Raw genomic sequence first — 25,000 nt, forward strand, 5'->3', positions numbered from 1 at the left:
GGCCGCATGGTCACCTACGACGTTACGGATATTTCGCCCGACGCCTCATTTTTGGAGATGTTGGACGTTCTAGGGAGCGAAGGAGCGATCCGTGTCCACGAGCCCCCAGCGGAGCACCCCGACCCAGGACTCGGTCCGCCGCCAGAACCTGGGCGCGCTGCTGCGATACGTGCACGTCAGCGGCGACACGTCCCGCGCCGAGCTGACCAACCAGCTCGGTCTCAACCGCAGCACCATCGGCGCCCTCACCGCGGACCTCGCCGGCGCCGGGCTCATCGACGAGGGCATGCCGCGGGAGACCGGCCGGGCCGGTCGGCCGTCGCTGGTCGTGCGGCCGAGGTCGTCGTGGGTGTACGGCTACGCGATGAGCATCGAGGTCGACCGGCTGCGCGCGGCGCGGGTCGGGCTCGGCGGCAAGGTCCTCGACAGCCGCGAGCTGCCCCGCCCGCACGGCACGGCGGTCCGCGACACCGTCGCGACGCTCGCCGGGTTCGTCCGCGACATGCAGCGCACGGTGTCCGCGTCAGGGCCCGGCGGCGCCGTCTTCGTCGGCAGCGGCATCGCCGTGTCCCGCATGATGCGCCACGCCGACGGCACCGTCCGCATGCTGCCCGCCGGGGCGCTGCTCGGGCCCGGCCTCGACGGGTGGTCGGAGCTGGGGCTGGACCGGGAGCCGCTCGTCGGCAACGTGGCCGACCTCGCCGCGCTCGCCGAGCACACCCGGGGCGCCGCCGCCGGCCTCGACAACGTCGTCTACCTGCACGGCGACGCCGGCATCAGCGCCGGGATCATCGCCGGCGGGCGGCGCGTCACCGGACACGGCGGTCACGGCGGCGAGGTCGGGCACATGGTCGTCAACCCGCAGGGCCGCGACTGCGGCTGCGGCTCGCGGGGCTGCTGGGAGACCGAGATCGCCCGGCACGTGCCGCTGGACCGCGCCGGCGTCCTCGCGGCCGTCGAGGCGGCCCGGCGCGGCGACCCGCCCGCGCGCGCCGCGGTGCGCCAGGCCGCGGACTGGCTCGGCTTCGGGGTCGCCAACCTGGTCAACGTCTTCAACCCGACGGCGGTCGTCTTCGGCGGCGCGCTGCGGGAGCTGTACCTGACGGGCGCCGCCCACGTCCGGGGGCGCCTCTCGACGATGGCGCTGCCGGCCTGCCGGGAGCACGTGCGGCTGCGGACGCCGCTGCTCGGCGACGACGCCCCGCTGGTCGGCGCGGCCGAGCTCGCCTTCGAGCGCCTCCTCGCCGACCCCCTGGAAACCGCCGACAGCTGACCGGCTCCGGCGCTGGCGCTGAAGCCGGCTTCCGGAATCGGCCGGCGGGTGACCGTACGGAGGAGCGACAAGATCATCGCTGGGGCCGCAGAATGGTCCGCCGTGACCCCCGAACGGTGCCCGTGCTGCGACCACGACCTCGTCACGACCGGCACGGCACCCGCGTGGTGCCCCGCGTGCGAGTGGAACCTCGGCGCGTTCGACGCGCGCCGGGCACCGCGGACGTGGGGGCTGCGGGCCGGTGACCGGGCCGATCACTGGCTGGCGTTCCGGCTCAACCGGCGCCTGTACGACTCCCTCGCCGGTCGCGACGTCGGCGGGCGCGGCAACCCGGTGGCCCGGGTCGCGATGCTGCTGCTCGCCGCGCCCCTCGCGCTGTTCCCGCCGCTGGTGCTCGTCACCGGCGTCTACCTGACGCTCAGCGGCATCCCGTTCGGCCCGGTCGTCGGCCCGGTCCTGCTCATCGGCCTGATCTCGGCGGCCTGGCCGCACCGCCGCGACCGGCACTGGCAGCCGTGGATCGTCGACCGGGCCGCGGCGCCGGCGCTGTTCGCCCTCCTCGACCGGGTCGCCGCGGCGGCCGGCGCGCCGATGCCGCACGAGGTGCGACTGGACCACGACATCAACGCGTACGTCACCGTGCGCGGACTCCGCCGGCGCCGGACGCTGTCCATCGGGCTGCCACTGTGGGCGTCCCTGGAGCCGCAGGAGCGGATCGGGCTGCTCGCGCACGAGCTCGGGCACTTCGTGAACCACGATCCCCGCCGCGGCGTCGTCGTCCGCACCGCCATCGGGGTCCTGCGGAACCTGCTCGACATGCTCGCTTCCACGCTCCGGATGGGCATCTGGATGCTGCCGCTGGTGGTCGTCGTGAGTCCGGTGCTGTGGCTGCTGTCCACGGCGCTGCTGATCCTGTCCGGCCGGGACAGCCAGCGCGCCGAGTACCTCGCCGACCAGGTCGCCACCCGGGTCGCCGGCTCCGCTGCGATGGAAGGCCTGTTCGACGGCCTGGTCGTCGCCGGCGGCCTGCCGGCGGCGATGGCGGCCGGTCACCACCGCCACGCCGACCCCCACGCCTGGCGGGCCGCCGCCGGCCGGCTGCGCGGCGCGGCGACCCTGGACGCCGAGCGGACGCTCACCCTCAGGCACCAGGCGGCGCTGCTGGACTCACACCCGCCGACCGGCCTGCGCCGCCGGATGGTCCGGTCATGGGCCGTCCACGAGCCGCGGGTCGCGCCGTCCGACCAGGAGTGGACGGCGATCGACCACGACCTCAGCCCGTGGTACGCGAAACTGGCCGCCCGCCTCCGCGGCTGACGTCCCGCGGGGCCGGTCGCGCCGGCCCGGGCCCGCAGGGGACTAGCGGACCAAGGCGGTCAGCGCGTCGGGATCGTCGAAGTCGTCGGTGCCGGTGGCGTCCGGGTCCGCCGGTTCGGTGGCGAAGAGGGTGAGGGTGGCGCCCGGCCGCAGCGACTCGCGCAGCGCCGTCAGGTCATCCCCGGGCCCGACCCGGTGCCAGCGCCGCTCCCCGCCCGACCGCTCCAGCAGCGGCAGCGCCGTGCCCGCCGCGGCCACCCGGTCAGCCACCTCCGACCACCACGCGTCGCCGGCGACGGGCAGCGGCGGCACGACGGGGACGGCGCGCTTCGACACCTCGAGCAGGCTCGCCCGCTCCTGCGGCCGGCTCGGCAGCGGCGCCAGCCCCGAGCGCAGCAGCGCGGCGTACACCCGGCGGCGGACCCCGAACACGGCGACGCCGAGCAGCACCACCAGCGTCAGCCGGGCCACCAGGATCGGGATCATCCACCGCAGGCGCACCTCGAAGCCGTGCGCGGCCAGCAGGTCCGCGTGGGGCAGCGTCGCCCCGGCCACGAGGGTGGCCGCGGCGCCGATCTGGAACACCGTGAGCGTCGTGGTGCGCAGGACCGCGGCGGGCTCCTCGCCGAGCTCCCGCACGGTGGCGGCGCCGAGCAGGAACCAGCCGAAGACGGCGGCGAGCAGGACGAAGAACAGCACCAGCTCGGCCGTGCCGAGCCCCTGCCCGGCCGCCAGGACGTGCAGGTCGGGCGACGGCAGCGCGGCGCGGACCCGCAGCACGTACGCCAGGTCGTCCGCGGCCACGGCGGCGAAGACCCCCGCCACGGCGAGCAGGCCCCACGTGGCCCACTCGACCCGTGCGCCCGCGCCGCCCGCGGCGAGCCGGAACGGCGGCCGGACCGCCGCGACGTCCTGCGTCATACCCGCCACCCGCCCGCCACCGCGTGGAGCCGGTCGGCCGCGGGCACGTCGCCGGTCGTGACCGCCCAGCGGTCACCGGCGACCAGCGCCGCGGGCAGGCCCGCGAAGCCGCTGGCGATCACGGTCAACCGCTCCGACTCGACCCAGGCGTCGCGCTGCGCGTTGTCGTCGAACGTCACCGCCGTGACGTCGAAGCCGCCCTCCTTGCAGGCGACGGTCTCCCGCGTCCCGGTGGCGTGCTTCGGCTCCGCAGGCGGGCAGCCGAGGAACGCGGCGAGCGCGGCGGCCGACGGCGCGTCGGCCGCGTCGGACTCACGGCCGGACGCGATGCCGTAGGCCGCGATGACCGCGACGGCGACCAGCGTCCACAGGTAGCGTTGGAAAGACACGCGCGCACTGTACAGCTGCAAGGTCCACCGCGGTGACCGCCGGCGAGAGCCGAACCGCCGCCTGGGCGGGACGCCGCGGAATTCCCTGGCACCGCCTGTCGATTTCGGTGCCGCCCGCATCGTCGTACAGGTAAACGGCCGCATGGAAGGGACAGCACGTGGCGAAGTACCTGATTCTCATCTACGGCGACGAGCAGCGCTGGGACGCCGAGACCCCGCAGGAGCTGCGGGCCAAGGACGAAGGGCACCGGGCGTTCGCCGCCACCGGCGGTGCCCGCGTCCTCGCCGGGCACGAGCTGGAGTCGTCCTCGACGGCGACGACGCTGCGCGGCAACGACGGCGAGGGACTGCTGACGACCGACGGGCCGTTCCTGGAGGCGAAGGAGGCGCTCGGCGGCTTCTACGTCATCGAGGCCGCCGACCTCGACGCGGCGATCTCCCTGGCGGCGCTGCTGCCGGAGCTCGCGTCCGGCCACGGCGGCGTCGAGATCCGGCCGATCGTGGACCACGGGTGAGCGACGCCGTCACCGACGCCGTCACCGACGCGCACCGTCGCGAGTGGGCCCGCGTGCTCGCCGCGACGGTGCGCGTCACCCGCGACCTCGACCTCGCCGAGGAGTGCGTCCAGGAGGCGTACGCGCAGGCCCTGCGCACCTGGCCCGCCGACGGCGTCCCGGCCCGTCCCGGCGCGTGGCTCACGACCGTCGCCCGCAACCGCGCCCTCGACGCCCTGCGCCGCGAGTCCGCCCTGCGCCGCGCGCTGCCGCTGCTGGTGCCGGTGCCCGAGGCCGGGGAGCCCGCGCCCGACGGCCGGCTGGAGCTCATCTTCACCTGCTGCCACCCTGCCCTGTCGCGGGAGGCGCAGGTCGCGCTGACGCTGCGGCTCGTCTGCGGGCTGACGACCGCGGAGGTGGCGCGGGCGTTCCTCGTGCCGGAGGCGACGATGGCCGCCCGGGTGACCCGCGCCAAGCGGAAGATCAGCGCGGCCCGCATCCCGTTCCGGGTGCCGTCGCCGGACGAGCTGCCCGTGCGGGTCGGTGCCGTGCTCGAGGTCGTCCACCTCGTCTTCACCACCGGTCACACCGCGCCCGTCGGCGAGCAGCTGGTCCGGCAGGACCTGGTCGACGCCGCGATCGGCCTGGCCCGGGTGCTGCGGCTGCTGGTGCCGGGCGACGCCTCGGTCGCCGCCCTGCTGGCGCTGATGCTGCTGATCGACGCCCGCCGGGCCACCCGCGACGCCGGCGGCCGGCTGCTCCTGCTGTCCGAGCAGGACCGCACCCGCTGGGACGCCCGCCAGATCCGCGAGGGCACCGACCTGCTGACCTTCGCGCTGCGCCGCAGCCCCCCGACCCGCTACGCCGTCGAGGCCGCGATCGCCGCCGTCCACGCCGAGGCGCCCTCGTGGGAGGCGACCGACTGGCAGGAGATCGTCGCGCTGTACGACGTCCTCCTGCGCCTCTGGCCGTCGCCGGTCGTCGCGCTGAACCGCGCGGTCGCCGTCGGCCTGCGCGACGGTCCCGCGGCGGGGCTGTCCGCGCTCGCCCCGCTGCTCGACTCGCCGTCGCTGTCGACGTACGCCTACCTCAGCGCGGCCCGCGCCGACTTCCTCCGGCGGCTCGGCCGGCTGCCCGAGGCCGCCGAGGCGTACGCGGAAGCCCTGGCCCTGACCGGCAACGACGTGGAGCGCGCCTTCCTCGCGGCACGCCTCGCATCGCTCACGCCGTGACGAGGTCGTTCGCGGTGCGCAGGACGGGGGCGGTGCGCCAGGCGGGGGAGTCCGGTGCGGGCAGGTCGGAGCCGGTGACGCGCAGGGTCACCGAGGCGCCCGGCAGCAGCGTCACGAGCTGGTCGTCGACCGTCGCAGAGGGGGAGAGACGGTCGGCGAACAGGGTCAGGTCGCGCACGAGCGTGCGGGCGGTGATCTCCACGTCGGCGCCGCCGTCGAACGGCCGGACGGTCACGTCGACCGAGGCGGCCGGGTAGGCCAGGTCGACGTCCTCGGCGAAGAACCACACCGCGCGGTCGGCGGTGATGAGCTCCGCCGACGGCGAGTCCGGCGTGACCACGTCCGCGGGCAGCGGCAGGGTCACCGACCCGAACGCCGGCACGTCGAGCGTGACCGTGGTCTTCGCCCTGATGTCGCCGGTGAAGGAGATCCGCTGTACGTCCAGCTGGGCCTGCCAGGGCAGCGCCGAGTCGTTGACGGCGACCAGCGCCGGTGCGCCGTCGCGCGGCTGGAAGGTGAGGAGGCGGTCGGCGTACACCCGCCGCAATGCGAACCAGAGCGGCTTGCGGCGGCCGTCGCCGTCCACGGCGGACCACGACGTGACGGGCCAGTTGTCGTTGAGCTGCCACAGGATCGTGCCCATGCACAGGGGGCGCAGCGAGCGGAAGTGTTCGATCCCGAACGTGATGGCGCGGGCCTGGTTGAGCTGCGTCGCCCAGTGCCAGTCGGCGAAGTCCGGGAAGACGAGGTCCGAAGGCACGGGGAAGTGGCCGGCGAGGCCGCGGGCGAGCTTGCCGTTGCCGTCGGCGGCCTTCTGGTGGTGCAGGACGCCCGGCGAGGTCGGGGTCAGCGGGTCGTCGGACACGGCTCGGCGGAGGGTGGCGTAGGACGGCGGCGCCTGGAACCCGAACTCGGCCACGAACCGCGGCCGGTAGGTGCCGTAGTGCCGGTAGTCGTGGGTGTTCCACACGTCCCAGATGTGGGTGGTGCCGTGCGCGGGGTCGTTCGGGTGCACGTCCGGGGTCCCGGAGTAGGGGCTGCCCGGCCAGTACGGGCGGGACGGGTCCAGCTCGCGCACGATCCCCGGCAGCACGTCCAGGTAGTAGCCCTCGCCCCAGGTGCGGCCCTCCAGTGCGGCCTGCCAGTCCCAGTCGTGCCAGCCCCAGATGTTCTCGTTGTTGCCGACCCACATGACCAGGCTCGGGTGCGGCATCAGGCGGACGACCTGCTCGCGTGCCTCCGCGGCGACCTCCGACGCCAGGGGCTCCTCCTCGGGGTAGGCGGCGCACGCGAACAGGAAGTCCTGCCCGACGAGCAGCCCGAGGGAGTCGGCGAGGTCGTAGAAGTCCTCGCTCTCGTACCGGCCGCCGCCCCACACCCGCAGGTAGTTCACCCCGGCGTCGACGGCCTGGGTGAACCGTGCCTCGTAGCGGGCCCGGTCGACGCGGGTGACGAACGCGTCGTCGGGAATCCAGTTCACGCCCCGCACGAAGACCGGCACCCCGTTGACGACCAGGGTGAACGCGGTCCCGTCGGCGTCGGCGGCGGTGTCCAGCTCCACCGTGCGGAAGCCGATGCGGCGTTGCCACGCGTCGAGCGGATCCGGGCCGGCGGACAGGGTCACCGACAGGTCGTGCCGCGCGGGGTCACCGTAGCCGCGGGGCCACCACAGCCGCACGTCCGGCACCCGCACCCGCACCGACGCCTCGGTGGCCCCGGCCGGGACGGTCGCGGACGCCGTGACGCCGGCGACCGAGGCGGTCACGGTCAGCGGATCGTCGGCGGCGCGCTCGACGCTCACGTGCACGTCGACCACGCCGTCGGCGCCCTCGACGCTCACGACGGGCCGCACCGAGTCCAGCCGGGCCACCGACCAGGACTGCAGGCCGATGGCCTGCCAGATGCCGGCGGTGACGAGGGTCGGACCCCAGTCCCAGCCGAAGTTCGAGGCCATCTTCCGGATGTACTGGAAGGGCTCGTCATACGCGTTGGGGCGGGCTCCGAGCGCGTCCCGGACGCCCAGCGCGTACTCGTACGCCGAGTCGAAGTGCACCTCGAGCACGTTGCCGACGGGTCGCAGCAGCGAGCGCACGTCGAACCGGTAGCCGCGGTGCATGTTCGCCGTCCGGCCCAGGCGCACGCCGTTGAGCGTCACCGTCGCCACCGTGTCCAGGCCGTCGGCGACCAGGTCGACCCGGTCGGCCCGGTCGGCCTCCGCATCGGCGTCGAACGACGTCGAGTACACCCACGACGACCGGCCGATCCACGCCAGGTCCAGCTCGTTCGCGTCCAGGTACGGGTCGGGGATCAGTCCGGCGGCGAGCAGGTCCGTGTGCACGCAGCCCGGCACGGTCGCCGGCACGGGGCCGTCGATGGAGGGTGCGCGCAGGGTCCATCCCGAGTGGAGGGGACGCAGGACAAGCATGTGGTGTGCTCCCGTGGTCACTGCCGGACTGAACCGGATAAGTACGCGAAGCATGACCTTAAGTTGGTGGTGTAAGGAGTGTCAACAGTAGCGCGCTGAACCGGTTGCGAACGGTCAGGCGGTGCGGCCGGGGCGCAGCGGCCGGGTCGACTGGCGGGCGGTGAGGGTGCCCGGGGGCAGCGTGACGTGGCTGATGCCGCCGCCGTTGATGGTCGTGAGCAGGGCGCGGGCGGCGAGCTCCGCCTGCTCCGCCGGGGTCTGCTGCACGGCGGTGATCGCCGGGACCGTGATCTGGCACAGGTCGGAGTCGTCCCAGGCGACGACCGAAACGTCCTCCGGCACGGACAGGCCCATCTCGTGCGCCACCTTCAGCGACGCGGCGGCCATCACGTCGTTGTCGAACACGACGGCGGTCGGCGGCTCCGCGCCGCTCATCAGCTCGCGCATCGCCCGCATGCCGTCGACGGCGCTGTAGTTGGTGTAGACGACCCGGTACCGGTCGGTGTCGAGCCCGGAGTCGGCGAGCGCCGCCAGGTACGCCGCGTCGCGCTGGCCGGTGTGGAAGAGCTCCTCGGTGCCGGCGACGCGGGCGATCGTGCGGTGCCCGAGGGCCCGCAGGTAGCCGACGATGGCGCGGGCGGTGCCCGCCGTGTCGGCGTCGACGGTGCTGCACCCGTCGAGCCCGGGCTTGCCGCCGATCACCGCGGCGGGCAGGCCGATCTCGACGAGCGCGTCGAGCCGCGGGTCGTCCTTGCGCAGGTCGGTCAGGATGACGCCGTCGACGTGCCGGCCCGCCCACCACTTGCGGTACACGTCGATGGTGTCCTCGATCCGGTCGACGAGGTGCAGCACCAGCGCGATGTCGTTGCGGTTGAGCTCGGCCTCGACGCCGCTGAGCATCTGCGTGAACCAGGAGTCGACGATCATCACCCGCGGCGGCCGGACGAGGACCAGCCCGACCGCGTTGGCGCGGGCGGTGCCCAGCGAGCGGGCGGCGATGTTGGGCGCCCAGCCGAGGTCCCGGGCGGCGGCGAGCACCCGCGCCCGGGTCTGCTCCGAGACGCCGGGCCGGTTGTTGAGCGCGTAGGACACGGCCGCCTCGGACACCCCGGCGTGGACGGCGACCTGGCGGATCGTGACCCGCGCCTGCCCGGCCGCCTCGCCGCCGGTGTCCTTCGCTGCTGCGGCCACCTGTGCTCCCGCCTGCTCGCCCTGCACTGTCCGTGAGGGTACATCCCCACAGGGCGGTCACACCGGCGGCAGGCCCAGGTGCGAGCGGAGCGTGCTGCCCTCGTACGCCGTGCGGTACACGCCGCGCTCCTGCAACTGTGGCACGAGCCGGTCGACGATGTCCTCGACGGTGCCCGGCAGGAGCCGGGAGCTGCCGGAAGGGCGTAACAGCTGGGGCAGGAGGTTGAACCCGTCGACGACCCGGTCCCGCACGTAGCGGGCCCACTCGTCGGCGACCTGCCCGGGCGTGCCGACGAACGTGTTGTGCCGCGGCGTCACCTCGATCACCAGGTCCCGGATCGACAGCCCGCGCTCCGCCGCGAGGGCCCGCCATTCGGCGATCCGTCGCAGCTTGCCGGTGCGCAGCTCGATCGGGATCGTGCCGCGCGACGGGTCCAGCTCGCCGTCGGCCGGGTCGATGTCCGGCAGCGGACCGTCGGGGTCGTAGCCGGAGAGGTCCTTGCCCCAGTACTGCTCCAGGAACGCGATCGCGCGCGGCCCGGTGGTCTGTTCCCGGGTGATCCAGTCGGCCCGCTCCAGCGCCTCGCCCGCGGTGTCGCCGAGCACGACCGACGCGCCGGGCAGGATCCGCAGGGAGTCCGCGGACCGGCCGTGCCGGGCGAGCCGCGCCCGCAGGTCCGCGGCGTAGGCGGCAGCCTTGTCGTAGTCGGTGTTGGCGGAGAAGACCACGTCGGCGTGGCGGGCGGCGAGCTCACGGCCGCCGTCGGAGTCGCCGGCCTGGAAGAGCACCGGCCGCCCCTGCGGGCTCGGCGGGACCGCGCCGGTCGCGTCGAGCGTGACGAGGTCGGTGTCGCGGACGACGTGCTCGTTGCGCCACAACGCCTTCGCGGTCTCGACGAACTCGGTCGCCCGCTCGTAGCGGCGCTCGTGCGGCAGCCAGCCGCCGTGCCGGAAGTTCGCGCCGGTCCACGCGTTGTCGGTGGTCACGATGTTCCAGCCGGCCCGGCCGCCGGAGACGGCGTCGAGCGAGGCCAGGCGCCGGGCCAGGTCCGCGGGGTAGTTGTAGGTGGTGTTCTGGGTGGCGACCAGCCCGATGTGGGTCGTCTCCGCGGCCAGCGCGGCGAGCTGCGTGATGGCGTCGGGCCGTCCGGCGACGTCGAGGTCGTACACGGTGCCGCGGTTCTCCCGCACCCGCAGGCCCTCGCCGAGGAAGAACGCGTCGAACAGGCCGCGCTCCAGGGTGCGCACGACGTCGACGAACGTGTCGATGTGGGTGTGCTCGGCGAAGTCCGGCTCGGTCCACAGCAGGTTGGGCCCGACGCCGGTGAAGAACACGCCGAGATGCAGCTGGGTCATGCCGCCGCCTCCGCTTCGCTCCGGCGTCGGCCTGACCCGATCCGCCATGCTGATTCACGGGCCGAGCCGCTTCGCTGGCCGCTCATGCGGTGCTCCTCGCGGTCGCGTAACGGTTTCCGGGCCGGGGGAGACCGAGCGTCTCCCGCAGGGTCGCGCCGTGCGCACCCGCGGCGACGGCGGGTGGTGCACCGCCGTGGAAGTGCACCCCGTCGACCACACCCTCCAGCGCGGCGGCGTCGAAGCCGGCGGGCACGTCGGCGAAGACCAGCGGCACCCCGGTCGCGCGGGCGGCGGCGGCGCGCCCGGCGATGCCGGCGACGCCGGAGCCCCGCACCAGCGCAATGTCCAGCTCGGCCGCGATCGAGGCGGAGCCGATGACGACGACCTGCCCCTGCGGCGGGCGGGGCGTGATGAGCGGCCCGACGACGGAGAACCCGGACCCTTCGAAGTCGACGTGGTGGACCTTGCGCGAGTCGAGGAACCGGCCGGTCGGCACGTCCCGGATGACCGCGTCGTCCTCCCACGAGTCCCACAGCCGGCGGGCGACCTCGACCACGTCGGCGACCTCGCCGGCGTCGACCTGACGGCGGCCGACGGTGGCGAGGTCCCCGGCGGCCGTGGTGGCGCCGACGACCCAGCCGGCCCGTCCCAGCGACGCGTGGTCGAGGCCGGCGAGCTGGGTGGCGAGGTGGAACGGCTCGGTGGTGGTGACGTGCAGCGTCGGCGCGAGCCCGATCCTGGTGGTGCGCCGCGCCAGGTAGGCGGCCAGGACCCCGGCCTCGACCCCGGCCCGCCGCGGCGCGTCGGGGAACGTCACGAACGCGTAGCCGGCGCGCTCGGCGTCGAGCACGGCCCGCTCCAGGGCGGCGAGCGAGGGCGCCTGGACCTCGGTGGCGTAGAGCATCAGGCCGGCCCTCCCACGAGCGACGGGACCCGCACCGCCCGGAACGTGGTGCGGCGGCGAAGCTGGAAGCCGATCGCCTCGTACAGGCGGATCGCGCCGGTGTTCGTTGCCGCGGCATGCAGGAACGGCTGCTCGCCGCGGGCCCGGATGCCGTGCGCGACAGCCCGCACGAGCCTGGTCGCGAGGCCCTGCCCGCGGTGCGCGGGGTCGGTGCAGACGGCGGAGATCTCGGTCCAGCCGGGCGGGTGCAGGCGCTCCCCGGCGAGCGCGATCAGCTTCCCGTCGCGGCGGACGCCGAGGTACGTGCCGAGCTCGATCGTGCGCTGCCGGAACGGCCCCGGCTGGGTCCGTTCGACGAGGTCGAGGATCTCGGGCACGTCGGCGGCGGTCAGGATGACGGCCTCCGGGTCGGGCCGCGCCTCCAGGGCGACGTCGATCAGCTGCACGCCGCCGGCCTCGAGGACGACCTCCCAGTGCGGCGGTGGGGGCGGCGCCGTGCCGGTGATCGTGACGACCTCGCCGGCGCCGGCGAGCGCGGCCACGTCGTCCCAGACGTCCGTGCCGGAGCCGGGCGCGACGGTGATGAAGGGGGTGACGTCGGTCTGGTAGCGGATGGCGTCGCCGCTGCGCTCGGCGAAGCGGGCGTGCGGGCCGGTGAGCGCGGCCCAGGCCGGGTTGTCCAGAATGTGCATGGTTGTCCCTGGTGGAGAGCGGTCAGCTGGCCAGTGCCGGCAGTGCCGGCAGCGCGGCGAGCAGGGTCTGGGTGTAGCTGTGCCCGGGCCGGGCGAAGACGTCCTCGACCGGGCCGTGCTCGACGACGCGGCCGTCGTGCATGACGAGCACGCGGTCGGCCAGGTGGTGGATGACGCCGAGGTCGTGGGAGATGAACAGCAGCGCCGTGCCGTCGGCGGCGCGCAGGTCCGCGAGCAGGTCGAGGACCTGCGCCTGGACCGACACGTCGAGCGCCGACACGGGCTCGTCGCAGACCAGGACGTCGGGGCGGGGGCCGACGGCGCGGGCGATCGCGACCCGCTGCCGCTGCCCGCCGGACAGGGCCCTCGGGTGGCGGCCCAGGTGCGCGGCGCTCAGGCCGACCCGCTCCAGGAGCTCCACGACCCGGTCCCGGCGGGCCGCGCCACGCAGCCCGAGGGGCTCCGCGATGAGTTTCTCCACGGTGTACCGCGGATCGAACGAGCTGAGCGGGTCCTGCGACACGACCTGCAGCCGGCGGCGGTCGGGCCGGCGCCGCCGCTCGGGCACCCCCGTCCAGGGCCGGTCGCCCAGGTGCACGGTGCCGCCGTCGGGCTCCAGGAGCCCGAGCGCGATCCGCGCCACGGTGGTCTTGCCGGAGCCGGACTCGCCGACGACGCCGAGGATCTCGCCGCGGGCGAGCGTGAAGCTGACGTCGTCGACGGCGTGCCGGGCGCCGTAGTGCTTGTGCAGCCCCTCGGCGCGCAGCACGACCCGGTCCGGCTCGACCGCCGCCGGCGGCAGCGGCTCGCGGGCGGCCGAGGACAGCCGGTGGCCGCGCGACGCGGCGGTCGGCACCGCGGCGAGGAGCATGCGGGTGTAGTCGTGCTCGGGGGCGGTCAGGATCCGTTCGGTCGGGCCCTGCTCGACGATGACGCCGTCGTGCATGACGAGGACCCGGTCGGCGATGCCGGCGACGACGGCGAGGTCGTGGCTGACGAGCAGCAGCGTCGAGCCGGCCGCCCGGCGCTCCGCGAGCAGCCGCAGCAGCTGCGCCTGCACGGTGACGTCCAGCGCCGTGGTCGGCTCGTCGGCGATGAGCAGCGGCGGGTCGGCGGCGATCGCCGAGGCGATCAGCGCGCGCTGGCGCAGCCCGCCGGACAGCTGGTGCGGGTGCTGCTTCGCGCGGACCGCGGGCTCCGGCACGTGCACCGCGTCGAGCAGCGCGGTGATCCGCGCGTCGCGGGTGGCGGCGGTGCCGACGCCGTGGGTGCGCAGCACCTCGCCGATCTCCTGGCCGACGGTGTTGAGCGGGTCGAGCGAGACGAGCGCGTCCTGCAGGACGAGCCCGGCGACCCGGCCGCGCAGCCGGCGCCAGTCGCGGTCGGTGAACCGGGTCGTGTCGCGCCCGTCGATGTCCAATGTGGACGCCTGGACGTCGGCGCCGGGCCCGGCGAGCCCGACGAGGCTGCGCGCGGTGACGCTCTTGCCGGAGCCGCTCTCGCCGACGATGGCGACGCACTCGCCGCGCTCGACGGTGAAGCTGATGCCGCGCACGGCGTGCACCGGCCCGGTGCCGTGCCCGGGGAACGTGACCCGCAGATCGGCCACGGTGACCAGCGGCGCCATGTCAGCGCCTCCCTTCGAAGCGGCGCTGGAGCCGGCGGCCCACGGCGGTGAGCGAGATGACGGTGATCGTCAGGGTCGCGCCGGGCAGGATCGCGGCCCACCACGCGACGCGCAGGTAGTTGCGGCTCTCGGCGAGCATCGCGCCCCACTCGGGGGACGGCGGTTGCGGGCCCATGCCGAGGAACGACAGCGCGGACGCGTTGACGATCGCGGTGCCCAGCCCGATGGTGGCGATGACCGGCAGCGGCCCGAGGACGTTGGGCAGCACGTGCCGCCACACGAGACGGGCCCGGGACAGGCCGAACGTGACTGCCTGCTCCACGTAGCCCGACCGCCGGACCAGCAGCGTCTGGGCGCGGACGATGCGGCCGTACCGTGGCGCGAACGCCAGGGCGATGGCCATGACCAGGCTCGGGGTGCCCGGCTCGGTGAACGCGATGAACAGCAGCGCGAGCAGCACCTCCGGAAACGCGGACAGCACGTCCAGCGCGCGGCTGAGCACCTCGTCGACGGCGCGCGGCGCCAGCCCGGCGAGCAGCCCGGCGATCCCGCCGGCGAGCACCGACAGCAGCGTCGACACGAGGCCGCTGCTCAGCGAGTAGCGGGCGCCGTGCACGACCCGGGTGAAGACGTCGCGCCCGAGCTGGTCGGTGCCGAACCAGTGCGTCCCGCTCGGCGCCTCCAGCGCGTGGAACGGGTCCGCCGCCAGGGGGTCGGCGCCGGTGATGAGCCTCGGCGCGACGGCCGCGACGGCGACGAGCAGCAGCACCAGGCCGGCGGCCACCGCGCCGGGCGCCCACCGCAGGGACCGGCCGCGCGGCTTCCCGACGGCGGGGACGGCGGGCAGGGCGATCGACATGACGGTCAGCCTTTCCGCAGGCGCGGGTCGATGAGCAGGTACGCCAGGTCCGCGAGGGTGCTGAGCACCACGTAGATGGCGGCGGCGAGCATGACGACGGCGAGGACCACGGGGATGTCCTTGTTGCCGACGGCCTCGGTGGCGACCTCGCCGAGGCCGGGCCGGCCGAAGACCCGCTCGACGACGACGGCGGCGCTGAGCAGGAAGCCGATCAGCGTCCCGGCGAGCGTCACCGCGGGCAGCAGCGCGTGCCGCAGGGCGTGCCGCCACAGCAGGGCGAGCCGGGTCAGGCCGCGGGCGCGGGCGGTCACCGCGAACGGCTCCTCCAGCGCGCGTTCGAGGCCTTCGCGGATGACCTGGCTGAGCAGCCCACCGATCGGCAGCGCGAGTGACACGGCCGGCAGGACGAGCGCGGACGCGTCCCGGTCGCCGGAGACGGGGAACCAGCCGAGCTGGAACGAGAACACGCTCAGCAGCAGGATGCCGATGAGGAAGCCGGGAGCGGACACGATGGACAGCTCGAGCCCGGAGACGAGGCCGCGCAGCCACCGGGCCCGGCCGGTGGTGACGATGGCGAGGGCGACCGCGATGACGGCGCTGAACGCGGTGGCGAGCAGCGTGAGCTTCACCGTGGGCCAGACCTGGCTGCCGATGACGTCGACGACCGGCCGTTGCAGCACGTACGAGCGGCCGAGGTCGCCGTGCAGGAGCCGCCACAGGTAGCCGAGGTACTGCACCACCGCCGGCCGGTCGAGGCCGAGGTCGCGGGCGATCTGGGCGCGGATCTGCGGCGTGTCGGGGCCGTCGCCGACGAGGGTGTCGACGGTGTCGCCCGGGGCGAGGCGCAGCGCGAGGTAGGCCGCGGAGGCGGCGGCCCAGAGGACCACCACCCCGCTGCCGAGCCGCCGCAGGACCGGCTTCAGCATCGGCGGCATCGCTACCTGCCGATCCACACGGTGTAGGCGCTGCCGGGCACGCCGGCCGTCGGCTCGAAGCCCACCCCGCCGACCTTCCGCTGCGCGGCGACCTGGTCCGCCGGCGCGTACAGGGGCAGCAGCACGGCCTTGTCGTTGAGGGTCTTCTGGACGGTGGAGTAGGCCGCCTTGCGCCTGGCCGTGTCGCTGGTCGCCGCCGCCTCGCTGATCAGCTTCTCCAGCTCCGGGTCGACGTAGCCGTGCCGGTTGATCGGGGCGCCCTTCGGCACGATCAGGCCGATCGCGGCGCCGGCGTCGGTGTCGGCGCGGGAGTTGTCGAAGACCTCGAACTCGCCCTTGGCGATCGCGTCGGCGGCGGTGCCCTGGTCGACGACCTTGACCTGCAGGTCGATGCCCGCGCTCTGCTTCACCGCGGCCTGCACGGCCTGGGCGAGGATGTCGCGCTTGTCCCGCACGAACGGCGCCGACAGCACGATCCGCGCGGTGAGCCGCTTGCCGTCTTTGGTCCGGAAGCCCTCGCCGTCCCTGGTGCCCCAGCCGGCCTCGTCGAGCAGGCTGTTGGCCTTCGCGGGGTTGTTGCCGTACGTCTTCTCCACCGAGGGCTCGTAGAACGGGCTGGACGGGCTCAGCAGGCTCCAGGCCCGGGTCGCGGTGCCGCGGTAGACGCCCTGCAGGACGGCGTCGACGTCGACCGCGTCGCGGAACGCCTGCCGGACCCGGATGTCGTCGAACGGCGCGTGGGTCAGGTTGAAGTAGAGGTTGTACGCCGTGCCGCTGTTGAGCTGCTTGGCGAAGCGGAGGTTCGGGTCGCTCTTGACCAGTTCCTGCTCCGTGGCGGGCACGCCCTCGATCACGTCGACCTGGCCGGAGGTCAGGGCGCCGACGCGGACGCTGGACTCCTTGAGGAACCGGTAGGTGACCTCGTCGAGGTAGGCGGGTCCCTGGTGGCCGGCGTTGGCGGGCGCCCACGCGTAGGCCGGGTTCTTCGTGTAGTGGACCTCCTGGCCCTTGGTGTAGCGGTCGAGGATGAACGGCCCGGTGCCGACGACCGACGGGCCGCCGGCCTTCAGGTCGGGGCTCTTCAGCGACCTCGGCGACACCTGCGCGCCCTGCGGGGAGGCGAAGAAGTCGAGGATGAGCACGTCGGGCTGCTTGAGGTGGACGGCGAGCGTCCTGCCGTCGACGACCTCGGCGTCCTTGAAGTACTTCAGCTGGGTCGCGGCGACGCTCGGGGCGTAGCCGGGCGCGAGGAGCTGGTCGAGGTTGGCCTTGACCGCGGCCGCGTCGAACTTCTCGCCGTCGTGGAACGTGACGCCGTCGCGCAGCTTGAACGTGTAGGTGAGCCCGTCGGCGGACGCCTCCCACGAGGTCGCCAGCCACGGCAGGTACCCGCCCTTGTCGTCGTGGGTGAGCAGCGCCTCGAAGCTGTTCCACACCAGCAGGCGGGCCTTGGCCTGGGCGTACTGGTGCGGGTTGAAGGTGACGGGCTCGGTCTCGATCGCCCAGGTGAGTTTGCCGCCCTGGACGGGCGCGCCGGTGGCCTCGGCGGCGGGGTCCCCGGCGGCGCCGTTGCAGCCACCGAGCAGTAAGGCCGCGACGGCAAGGGACGCAAGGAATCTACGCATGGGACATCCTCAGTGGGGTTGCGCGACGGGTTCGATGTGCGCGACGAAGCGACGGGCCGGCACCGCGGATGGGTCAGCGGCCTCTCGTCGGGTCAGTGCAGCAGTGGCTGTGCGTGACTGTCAACGGTCGATGGGCGGTCCTGTCGGCCATGTCACGTACCTCTGGATTAATTCCTAGTATCCACGTAGGATTGGTTGGCTATGCCGCTCCGGATCGACGGAGGACCACCATGTCGAAACTGCCCCGCTCAAGCCGTCTGGCCAGTCCGGTCGACACGACGGCCCACGGCGTGTACCGCATTCCCCAGGACCCGGACGACCCCCGTCCGCTGTACCGCTTCGCCGGTCACGTGGATCCCGGAGCCCCGCCGGGCCGCTACCACCTCTACGCGGGCTGGTTCTGCCCGTGGTCGCAGCGCGTGACGATCGCGCACGCGCTCGCCGGCCTGCGGGACGTCGTCAGCGTGTCCTATGTGGACAACGCCCGCGACGGCCGCGGCTGGGCCTTCCGGGAGCGCTACGGCCCCGACCCGGTCAACGGGTTCACGCTGCTGCGGCAGGCGTACGACGCGACCGAGTCGGACTTCGACGGGCACGTCTCCGTCCCGACGCTGTGGGACCGCACGGACGGCGTGGTGCTCAGCAACGACTGCAAGGGCATCGGCATCGACCTCGCGACCCGGTTCCGGCACCTGGCGACACCGGTGATCGACACCTACCCGGCGGCGCACCGCGAGGAGATCGAGCAGCTCGACGCGTGGCTCGGCCCCGCGGTCAACCGCGGCGCACCCGGCGGCACCGCGTTCCTGGACGCCCTCGGCACCCTCGACGAGCGGCTGGCGACCCGGCGCTACCTCGTCGGCCCCGAGATCACCGAGGCCGACATCCGCCTGTACGTCACGCTGGTGCGCTACGGCGCCGGGCTCGCCGCCTTCCCCCACCTGTGGGCCTACGCCCGGGACCTGTACACGGTGCCGGCCTTCCGCGACACGACCGACTTCACCGCGTTCGACGCGCCCGGCAACGATCAGCTCGACTGGGACGCCCCCGCGCACCGCCCGGAAGGGGCCGTCGCATGACCTCGCAGCTGCACCTGGCCGTCGCGCTGGACGGGGCCGGGTGGCATCCGGCCGCCTGGCGCGATCCTTCGGCTTCCCCCGATGCCTTGTTCTCGCCGGGGTACTGGCTGGACCTGGTCCGCATCGCCGAGCGCGGCAAGCTCGACTTCGTCACCATCGAGGACTCCCTCGGCCTGCAGTCCGGCCGGCTCGACGGCCTCGACGGGCGGGCCGACCACGTCAAGGGCCGCCTCGACGCGCTGCTCATCGCGGCCAGGGTCGCGCCGGTCACCACCCACATCGGGCTGGTGCCGACCGTGACCACGACCCACACCGAGCCGTTCCACGTCTCCACCCAGCTCGCCACCCTCGACCACCTGAGCACCGGCCGCGCCGGCTGGCGGGTGCAGGTGTCGGGCCGGGCCGGCGAGGCCGCGCACTTCGGCCGCCGCGAGTTCCCCGAGCTCGACCTTGCCGCGTACGCCGAGCCGGCCGCGCAGGCGTTCATCGCGGAGCTGTTCGCCGAGGCCGCCGACCACATCGAGGTGGTCCGCCGGCTGTGGGACAGCTGGGAGGACGACGCCGAGATCCGCGACGTCGCCACCGGCCGGTTCATCGACCGCGACAAGCTGCACTACATCGACTTCAGCGGCCGGCACTTCAGTGTCAAGGGCCCCTCGATCACGCCGCGCCCGCCGCAGGGCCAGCCGGTCGTCACCGCCCTCACCCACACACCGCTCGGCTACGGGCTCGGCGCCGACATCCTCTACGTGACCCCGAAATCCGTCGAGGAGGCCGCCGCGCTGGCCGCCGCCGCCCGGCCGGCGCGGGTCTTCGCCGACGTCGTCGTGTTCCTCGACCCGGACCGCAAGGCCCGCCTCGACGAGCTCGACGGCGGCCCGTACACCAGCGACGCCCACATCCACGTCGGTGACGCCGCCGGGCTGGCCGCGCTGCTGCTGTCGTGGCGCGACGCCGGCATCGACGGCTTCCGGCTGCGCCCCGGGGTGCTGCCCGCCGACCTGACGGCCATCGTCGACGAGGTGCTGCCGCTGCTGCGGGCCGAGGGCGCGTTCCGCACCGGCTACACGAGCACCACCCTGCGCGGGCACCTCGGCCTGCCCGCCGCGCGGAACCGGTACGCCCGCACGGAGGTCACCGCATGACACGGAAGAAGCAGGTCATCCTCGCGGCGCACTTCCCGGGCGTGAACAACACGACCGTGTGGAGCGACCCGGCCGCCGGCAGCCAGATCGCGTTCGAGTCGTTCCGCCGCTTCGCGCAGACCGCGGAGCGCGGCAAATTCGACTTCTTCTTCCTCGCCGAGGGCCTGCGGCTGCGCGAGCAGCGCGGTCGCATCCACGACCTCGACGTCGTCGGCCGGCCCGACGCGCTCACCGTCCTCGGCGGGCTCGCCGCCGTCACCACCCACCTCGGGCTGACCGGCACCGTCAACGCCACCTTCAACGAGCCCTACGAGCTGGCCCGCAAGCTCGCGTCCCTGGACCACCTGTCCGGCGGCCGGGCCGGCTGGAACGTCGTCACCTCCTCCGACGCGTTCACCGGCGAGAACTTCCGCCGCGGTGGCTACCTCGACCGCGCCGACCGCTACACCCGCGCCGCCGAGGTCCTGCACACCGCGCGCGAGCTGTGGGACACCTGGCCCGACGGCGAGGTCGTCGCCGACCGTGTGTCGGGGGCCTTCACCCGTACCGGCGACCCCGGCGCATTCATCCACAGTGGACAGCATGTCGACATCCGCGGCCACTTCACGGTGCCGCGCACGCCGCAGGGCCGGCCGCTCATCATCCAGGCCGGCGACTCGGACCCCGGCCGCGAGTTCGCCGCCCGCGACGCCGACGCCATCTTCTCCCGGCACGGCACCCTCGAGGCCGGCAAGGCGTTCTACGCCGACGTGAAGGGCCGCATGGCGAAGTTCGGCCGGCGTCCCGACGAGCTGAAGATCCTGCCGGCCAGCACGTTCGTGCTGGGTGCCACCGAGCCGGAGGCCGCGGAGAAGGCGCACCACATCCGGCGGCAGCAGGTCAGCCCGCAGACCGCGATCCTGCTGCTGGAACAGCTGTGGAACAAGGACCTCAGCGACCACGACCCCGACGGGCCGCTGCCCGTCTTCGACCCGGTCCTGGAGGACGACTCCATCATCAAGGGCCGCACCCGCCTCTTCGACGACCCCCTGGCCACCGCCCGGCAGTGGCGTTCCCTGGCGGAGGAGAAGGGGCTCGGCATCCGTGACCTCATCATCGAGGTGACCGGCCGGCAGACCTTCATCGGCACCCCGTCCACGGTCGCGGCCACCATCGACGAGTTCGTGCAGAGCGACGCGGCCGACGGGTTCATCCTCGTGCCGCACCTCGTGCCGGGCGGCCTCGACGAGTTCGTCGACGGCGTCGTGCCGCTGCTGCAGGAGCGCGGCGTCTTCCGGGCCGACTACACCACCACGACCCTGCGCGGCCACCTCGGGCTGCGACATGAGTGACCCGCTCTTCCACTGGTTCCTGCCGACGGGCGGCGACGACCACACCGTCGGCGCCGGCACCCACGGCGGCATCATCGGCGCGCAGGACGCCGCCCCGCTGCCGCGCTCCTCGACGTTCCGCGCCCCGACCCTGGACCACCTGACCCAGATCGCCCGCGCGGCCGACCAGCTCGGCTACGCCGGCGTGCTCACCCCGACCGGGGCGCACTGCGAGGACGCGTGGCTCACCACCGCCGCGCTGATCGCGCAGACCCGGCGGCTCAAGTTCCTCGTCGCGTTCCGGCCCGGGCTCATCACCCCGGTCCTCGCCGCGCAGATGGCCGCCACGTTCCAGCGACTGTCCGAGGGGCGGCTGCTGCTCAACGTCGTCATCGGCGGCAGCGCCGCCGAGCAGCGCGGCTACGGCGACCGGCTCGACCACGACGCCCGCTATGAGCGCGCCGGCGAGTTCCTCGACGTGGTCCGCGCCGCCTGGTCCGGGTCCCGCTTCGACCATCACGGCGGGCACTACGACATCGAGGGCGGGCTGCTGCGCGAGCCGCCGCCGGTCACGCCGACGGTGTATCTCGGCGGGTCGTCGTCGGCCGCGGTCAAGCTCGCCGCCCGGCACGCCGACGTGTACCTCACCTGGGGCGAGCCCGTCGCGCTCGTGGCGGAGAAGATCGCCGCGGTCCGCGCCGCCGCCGAACGGCCGGTGCGCTTCGGGATCCGGCTGCACGTCATCACCCGGGCCACCGCCGGCGAGGCCTGGTCCGCGGCGGAGCGGCTCATCGACGGACTGTCCGACGAGACGATCCGCGAGCGGCAGGAGAGCCTGCGCGGCCTCGACTCCGTCGGCCAGCGCCGGATGCTCGACCTGCACGGCGGCGACCGCGACCGGCTCGTCGTCGCCCCCAACCTGTGGGCCGGCATCGGCCTGGTCCGCGGCGGCGCCGGCACCGCCCTCGTCGGCAGCCACGCGGAGGTCGCCGCCCGCATCGCCGAATACCGGGCGGCCGGGATCGACGAGTTCATCCTCTCCGGCTACCCGCACCTGGAAGAGGCGTACACGTTCGCCGAAGGAGTGCTGCGGTGAAGTTCCTCGCCATCACGCTCATCGTCACCGACGGCAGGAAGCCGGCCCGCGAGCGGCTGCGCGAGGTCGTCGACAACGCGGTCCTCGCCGAGCAGCTCGGCTTCGACGGCTTCGGCGTCGGCGAACGCCACGAGCGGCCCTTCATCTCCTCCTCGCCGCCGGTCGTGCTCAGCCACATCGCCGCCCGCACCAGCGTCATCCGGCTCTTCACGGCCGTGACGACGCTGAGCCTCCTCGACCCGGTCCGCGCGTTCGAGGACTACTCCACCCTGGACAACCTGTCCGGCGGCCGCCTGGAGCTCATCGTCGGCAAGGGCAACGGCGCCGCGCAGGCCCGCCTGTTCCACGTCACGGCGGACGACCAGTGGGACCGCAACCGCGAGGGGTACGAGCTGTTCACCCGGCTGTGGCGGGAGGACAAGGTCACCTGGTCCGGCCGCTTCCGGCCGCCGCTCTCGGAGGCCGAGGCCTGGCCGCGGCCCCTGCAGCAGCCGATCCGCATCTGGCACGGCAGCGCCACCAGCAAGGCGTCCGTCGAGCTGGCCGCCCTGCACGGCGACCCGCTCTTCTCCGCCAACGTCACCAACCCCGTCGAGCCCTACGCCGACCTGGTCGCCCACTACCGTTCACGGCTGGCATTCCACGGGCACGACCCGTCGAAGGCGCTCGTCGGCGCCGGGTCCGCCGGGTTGTACGTGGCCGAACGGTCCCAGGATGCCGTCTCCGTGTACCGGCCGATCTTCAACGCCCGCCTGGAGACCTTCAAGCGGGTCGGCGTCGAGCCGGTCTTCCACACGATCGAGGACGCGATCGAACGCAGCTCGCTCCTGGTCGGCAGCCCGCAGCAGATCATCGACAAGGTCCACCGGTACCACGTCCACCTCGGCCACGAGGTCATGCACGTCCAGGCCGACGCCGACGGGCTCACCGACAAGCAACACCGCGGCTCCCTGGAGCTCTTCCAGGCCGAGGTCGCTCCTGTACTGCGACGCGAGATCCCGAGTCGCCCGTTCCCCACCCCGGCGGTGCCGTCATGACCGTGCCCCTGTCCATCCTCGACCTGTCCCCGATCAGCTCCGGCAGCGACGCGGGCGCCGCGCTGCGCAACACGATCGACCTCGCCCGGCGCGCCGAGTCCTTCGGCTACCACCGTTTCTGGGTCGCCGAGCACCACTTCGCGCCCGGCGTCGCCAGCGCCGCACCGGCCGTGCTCATCGGCCTCATCGCCGCGGCCACCGACCGGATCCGGGTCGGCTCGGGCGCCGTGCAGGTCGGCCACCAGACCGCGCTGTCCGTGGTGGAGCAGTTCGGCCTCCTCGACGCCGTGCACCCCGGTCGGCTCGACCTCGGCCTGGGCCGCTCCGGTCAGCGCGGCTCCTTCGCCCCCACGCCTGTCGCCGCCCGGCCCGCACAGGTCGTGGACGGGCTGCTGATCCCGCCGGCGTTCGACTTCTCCCGGCTGGTCGCCCAGCCGCGGTTCGCGCTCTTCGCGCGGCTGCTGCAGCAGCCGGGTGCGCAGTCGCCGGACTTCGCCGAGGTGGTCGACGACATCCGGGCCCTCATCGCCGGCACGTACACCCGCGACGGACTCGACGTGCACGCCACCCCCGGCGAGGGCGCGAAGGTCGAGCTGTGGATCCTCGGCTCCAGCGGGGGTCAGAGCGCCGTGGTGGCGGGGGAGCGGGGGCTGCCGTTCGCCGCCAACTACCACGTCGCCCCGGCGGCGGTCCTCGAGGCGGTGGCGGCCTACCGTGCCGCCTTCCGTCCCGGGGTCCTCGACCGGCCGTACGTCGTGGTCTCCGCGGACGTGGTCGTCGCCCCCTCGGCGGCGGTGGCGAAGCAGCTGGCGTCGCCGTACCGGCACTGGGTCCGCAGCATCCGCACCGGCGCCGGCGCGATCCCGTTCCCGACCCCGGCGGAGGCGGCCGCGGCGCCGTGGACCGACGAGGACCAGGCGCTCGTCCAGGACCGCCTGGACACCCAGTTCGTGGGGGATCCGGCGTCGGTCGCGGCCCAGCTGCGCACGCTGCGGCGGGCCACCGGCGCCGACGAGCTCCTGGTCACCACGATCACCCACGACCACGCGGACCGGGTCCGCTCCTTCGAGCTGCTCGCCCGCGAGTGGCACGGCGGGCGCCCCGAGTCCTGATCCGCCGCATGGCGCCCGGCCGTCCGGCACCCGGTCAGCGTGCCGCCCGCAGGGCCGGCCACGCGGGCGGGCTTCGTAGGGGCGACGGCGCGGGCGGCCTTCGTGAGGGCGACGGCGCGGGCGGGCTTCGTAGGGGCGACGGCGCGGGCGGCCTTCGTGAGGGCGACGACGGCCGCGCCGCTCGCTGGGCCGCCGTGCGGGCGGACCTCATGCGGCCCTGTCAGCGTGCCGCCCGCAGGGTCAGCCACGCGGCGAGGGCGAGCCCCATGAGGGCCGCGGCGGCGCGCAGGACCTTCGGGTCGAGGCGGCGGGTGACGGCGGGGCCGATCGCCCCGCCGATCGTCGTGCCGGCCGCCAGGGGCACCACCGTCCACCAGGCGACGTCGGCGGCGAGCACGAACACCACGGCGGGCAGCACGCCGGCGCAGGCGGTCAGCGCGTTCTTCACCGCGTTGGCGCGGACCAGGTCGGCGTCGACCAGGTGCAGCACGGCGGCGAGCGTGAGGATGCCCGCCCCGGCGCCGAAGTATCCGCTGTAGACGCCGACCGCGAAGACCGCCACCGGCCACGTCCTGCCGCTGGGCCGCGCCGGCCGCCCGCCGCGGGGCGGCGAACCGGCGACGGGGCGGACGAGGATCAGCACGGCGGCGAACGCGACCAGCACCGGCACGATCCACGCGAACACGTCCGCCGGCGTCACCAGCAGCAGCACCGCCCCGGCGGTGCCACCGGCCGCCGCGAGCGCGGCCCACCCGGGCAGCCCGCGCCGGTGCGCCCGCAGCTCCTGCCGTGACGCCGCCGACGCCGCGACCGCCCCGCTGATCAGCGCCACCGTGTTCGCGACGTTGGCCTGCACCGGCGCGAGCCCGGCGGCGAGCAGCGCCGGGAACGCGACCAGCGACGCGATCCCGCCCGCGGTGCCGATCACCCCGCCGACCACCCCGGCGAGGAGCAGGAACACCGTTGACATCCACCGATCTT

The 25,000-nt window shown here is 74.3% G+C and carries 22 protein-coding genes; 10 read left to right on the top strand and 12 right to left on the bottom strand.

All coding sequences use genetic code 11. From position 1 onward, the window contains the following. Positions 1 to 91 precede the first annotated feature (91 nt). Positions 92 to 1,273, top strand: coding sequence for an ROK family protein (locus tag AB0I21_RS28485; RefSeq protein ID WP_360565688.1), 1,182 nt, complete (start codon positions 92 to 94; stop codon positions 1,271 to 1,273). Positions 1,274 to 1,375: 102 nt separating this feature from the next. Beyond that, the gene (locus AB0I21_RS28490) at positions 1,376 to 2,590 is read left to right on the top strand and encodes a M48 family metallopeptidase (protein WP_360565690.1); all 1,215 of its coding nucleotides are present in this window, start codon (positions 1,376 to 1,378) and stop codon (positions 2,588 to 2,590) included. A gap of 42 nt (positions 2,591 to 2,632) precedes the next feature. Here the strand turns inward: AB0I21_RS28490 and AB0I21_RS28495 are convergent, their stop codons facing one another. Beyond that, positions 2,633 to 3,511, bottom strand: coding sequence for a hypothetical protein (locus tag AB0I21_RS28495; RefSeq protein ID WP_360565692.1), 879 nt, complete (start codon positions 3,509 to 3,511; stop codon positions 2,633 to 2,635). Continuing rightward, a complete protein-coding gene (locus AB0I21_RS28500) occupies positions 3,508 to 3,900 on the bottom strand; it encodes a hypothetical protein (protein WP_360565694.1) in 393 nt (130 codons plus the stop codon). The genes AB0I21_RS28495 and AB0I21_RS28500 overlap by 4 nt, the downstream gene beginning before the upstream one ends. A 158-nt stretch (positions 3,901 to 4,058) precedes the next feature. On the opposite strand from AB0I21_RS28500, the gene AB0I21_RS28505 reads away from it, so the two are divergent. After that, on the top strand, positions 4,059 to 4,415 hold the full coding sequence (locus AB0I21_RS28505) for a YciI family protein (RefSeq protein ID WP_344504096.1): 357 nt from the start codon (positions 4,059 to 4,061) through the stop codon (positions 4,413 to 4,415). Positions 4,416 to 4,468: 53 nt separating this feature from the next. Then, complete coding sequence (locus AB0I21_RS28510; RefSeq protein ID WP_360565836.1) at positions 4,469 to 5,626, top strand: DUF6596 domain-containing protein; 1,158 nt, start codon at positions 4,469 to 4,471, stop codon at positions 5,624 to 5,626. Here AB0I21_RS28510 and AB0I21_RS28515 read toward each other — a convergent pair. The 9 genes from AB0I21_RS28515 to AB0I21_RS28555 all read right to left on the bottom strand — a co-directional run bounded on the left by AB0I21_RS28515 (position 5,616) and on the right by AB0I21_RS28555 (position 17,240). Next, positions 5,616 to 8,051: a glycoside hydrolase family 2 protein gene (locus AB0I21_RS28515; RefSeq protein ID WP_360565696.1), complete on the bottom strand. Its 2,436-nt coding sequence runs from the start codon at positions 8,049 to 8,051 to the stop codon at positions 5,616 to 5,618. The genes AB0I21_RS28510 and AB0I21_RS28515 overlap by 11 nt on opposite strands. Before the next feature lie 114 nt (positions 8,052 to 8,165). After that, on the bottom strand, positions 8,166 to 9,242 hold the full coding sequence (locus AB0I21_RS28520) for a LacI family DNA-binding transcriptional regulator (protein ID WP_360565698.1): 1,077 nt from the start codon (positions 9,240 to 9,242) through the stop codon (positions 8,166 to 8,168). Between the two features lie 57 nt (positions 9,243 to 9,299). Continuing rightward, a complete protein-coding gene (locus AB0I21_RS28525; RefSeq protein WP_360565700.1) occupies positions 9,300 to 10,598 on the bottom strand; it encodes an LLM class flavin-dependent oxidoreductase in 1,299 nt (432 codons plus the stop codon). Between the two features lie 82 nt (positions 10,599 to 10,680). Further along, positions 10,681 to 11,502, bottom strand: a complete 822-nt coding sequence (locus AB0I21_RS28530) for an LLM class flavin-dependent oxidoreductase (RefSeq protein WP_360565702.1) — start codon at positions 11,500 to 11,502, stop codon at positions 10,681 to 10,683. Continuing rightward, positions 11,502 to 12,194 (bottom strand): GNAT family N-acetyltransferase, encoded by a 693-nt coding sequence (locus AB0I21_RS28535; RefSeq protein ID WP_360565704.1) that lies wholly within the window; start codon positions 12,192 to 12,194, stop codon positions 11,502 to 11,504. The genes AB0I21_RS28530 and AB0I21_RS28535 overlap by 1 nt, the downstream gene beginning before the upstream one ends. 22 nt (positions 12,195 to 12,216) lie before the next feature. Then, complete coding sequence (locus AB0I21_RS28540; RefSeq protein ID WP_360565706.1) at positions 12,217 to 13,821, bottom strand: ABC transporter ATP-binding protein; 1,605 nt, start codon at positions 13,819 to 13,821, stop codon at positions 12,217 to 12,219. A 1-nt stretch (position 13,822) separates the two neighbouring features. Next, entirely contained in the window at positions 13,823 to 14,680 is an 858-nt protein-coding gene (locus tag AB0I21_RS28545; RefSeq protein ID WP_360565708.1) for an ABC transporter permease, read from the bottom strand. Between the two features lie 5 nt (positions 14,681 to 14,685). Next, positions 14,686 to 15,606: an ABC transporter permease gene (locus AB0I21_RS28550; RefSeq protein WP_360565710.1), complete on the bottom strand. Its 921-nt coding sequence runs from the start codon at positions 15,604 to 15,606 to the stop codon at positions 14,686 to 14,688. An 11-nt stretch (positions 15,607 to 15,617) separates the two neighbouring features. Then, a complete protein-coding gene (locus AB0I21_RS28555) occupies positions 15,618 to 17,240 on the bottom strand; it encodes an ABC transporter substrate-binding protein (RefSeq protein WP_360565712.1) in 1,623 nt (540 codons plus the stop codon). A 290-nt stretch (positions 17,241 to 17,530) separates the two neighbouring features. On the opposite strand from AB0I21_RS28555, the gene AB0I21_RS28560 reads away from it, so the two are divergent. From AB0I21_RS28560 to AB0I21_RS28585, 6 genes are read left to right on the top strand one after another with little or no spacing between them, the layout of a single operon-like run. Continuing rightward, on the top strand, positions 17,531 to 18,319 hold the full coding sequence (locus AB0I21_RS28560) for a glutathione S-transferase C-terminal domain-containing protein (protein WP_360565714.1): 789 nt from the start codon (positions 17,531 to 17,533) through the stop codon (positions 18,317 to 18,319). Then, positions 18,316 to 19,464, top strand: a complete 1,149-nt coding sequence (locus AB0I21_RS28565; RefSeq protein ID WP_360565716.1) for an LLM class flavin-dependent oxidoreductase — start codon at positions 18,316 to 18,318, stop codon at positions 19,462 to 19,464. Before AB0I21_RS28560 ends, AB0I21_RS28565 begins: the two co-directional genes overlap by 4 nt. After that, the gene (locus AB0I21_RS28570; RefSeq protein WP_360565717.1) at positions 19,461 to 20,795 is read left to right on the top strand and encodes an NtaA/DmoA family FMN-dependent monooxygenase; all 1,335 of its coding nucleotides are present in this window, start codon (positions 19,461 to 19,463) and stop codon (positions 20,793 to 20,795) included. The genes AB0I21_RS28565 and AB0I21_RS28570 overlap by 4 nt, the downstream gene beginning before the upstream one ends. Beyond that, positions 20,788 to 21,870 (top strand): LLM class flavin-dependent oxidoreductase, encoded by a 1,083-nt coding sequence (locus tag AB0I21_RS28575; protein WP_360565718.1) that lies wholly within the window; start codon positions 20,788 to 20,790, stop codon positions 21,868 to 21,870. Before AB0I21_RS28570 ends, AB0I21_RS28575 begins: the two co-directional genes overlap by 8 nt. Further along, entirely contained in the window at positions 21,867 to 22,907 is a 1,041-nt protein-coding gene (locus tag AB0I21_RS28580; RefSeq protein ID WP_360565719.1) for an LLM class flavin-dependent oxidoreductase, read from the top strand. Before AB0I21_RS28575 ends, AB0I21_RS28580 begins: the two co-directional genes overlap by 4 nt. Continuing rightward, positions 22,904 to 24,019, top strand: coding sequence for an LLM class flavin-dependent oxidoreductase (locus tag AB0I21_RS28585; protein WP_360565721.1), 1,116 nt, complete (start codon positions 22,904 to 22,906; stop codon positions 24,017 to 24,019). The genes AB0I21_RS28580 and AB0I21_RS28585 overlap by 4 nt, the downstream gene beginning before the upstream one ends. Before the next feature lie 220 nt (positions 24,020 to 24,239). Here the strand turns inward: AB0I21_RS28585 and AB0I21_RS28590 are convergent, their stop codons facing one another. Further along, positions 24,240 to 24,989, bottom strand: coding sequence for a sulfite exporter TauE/SafE family protein (locus tag AB0I21_RS28590; RefSeq protein WP_360565723.1), 750 nt, complete (start codon positions 24,987 to 24,989; stop codon positions 24,240 to 24,242). Positions 24,990 to 25,000 lie beyond the last annotated feature (11 nt).

Origin of the sequence: Dactylosporangium sp. NPDC050588, assembly GCF_040654975.1 — a bacterium.
GTDB lineage: Bacteria > Actinomycetota > Actinomycetes > Mycobacteriales > Micromonosporaceae > Dactylosporangium > Dactylosporangium maewongense.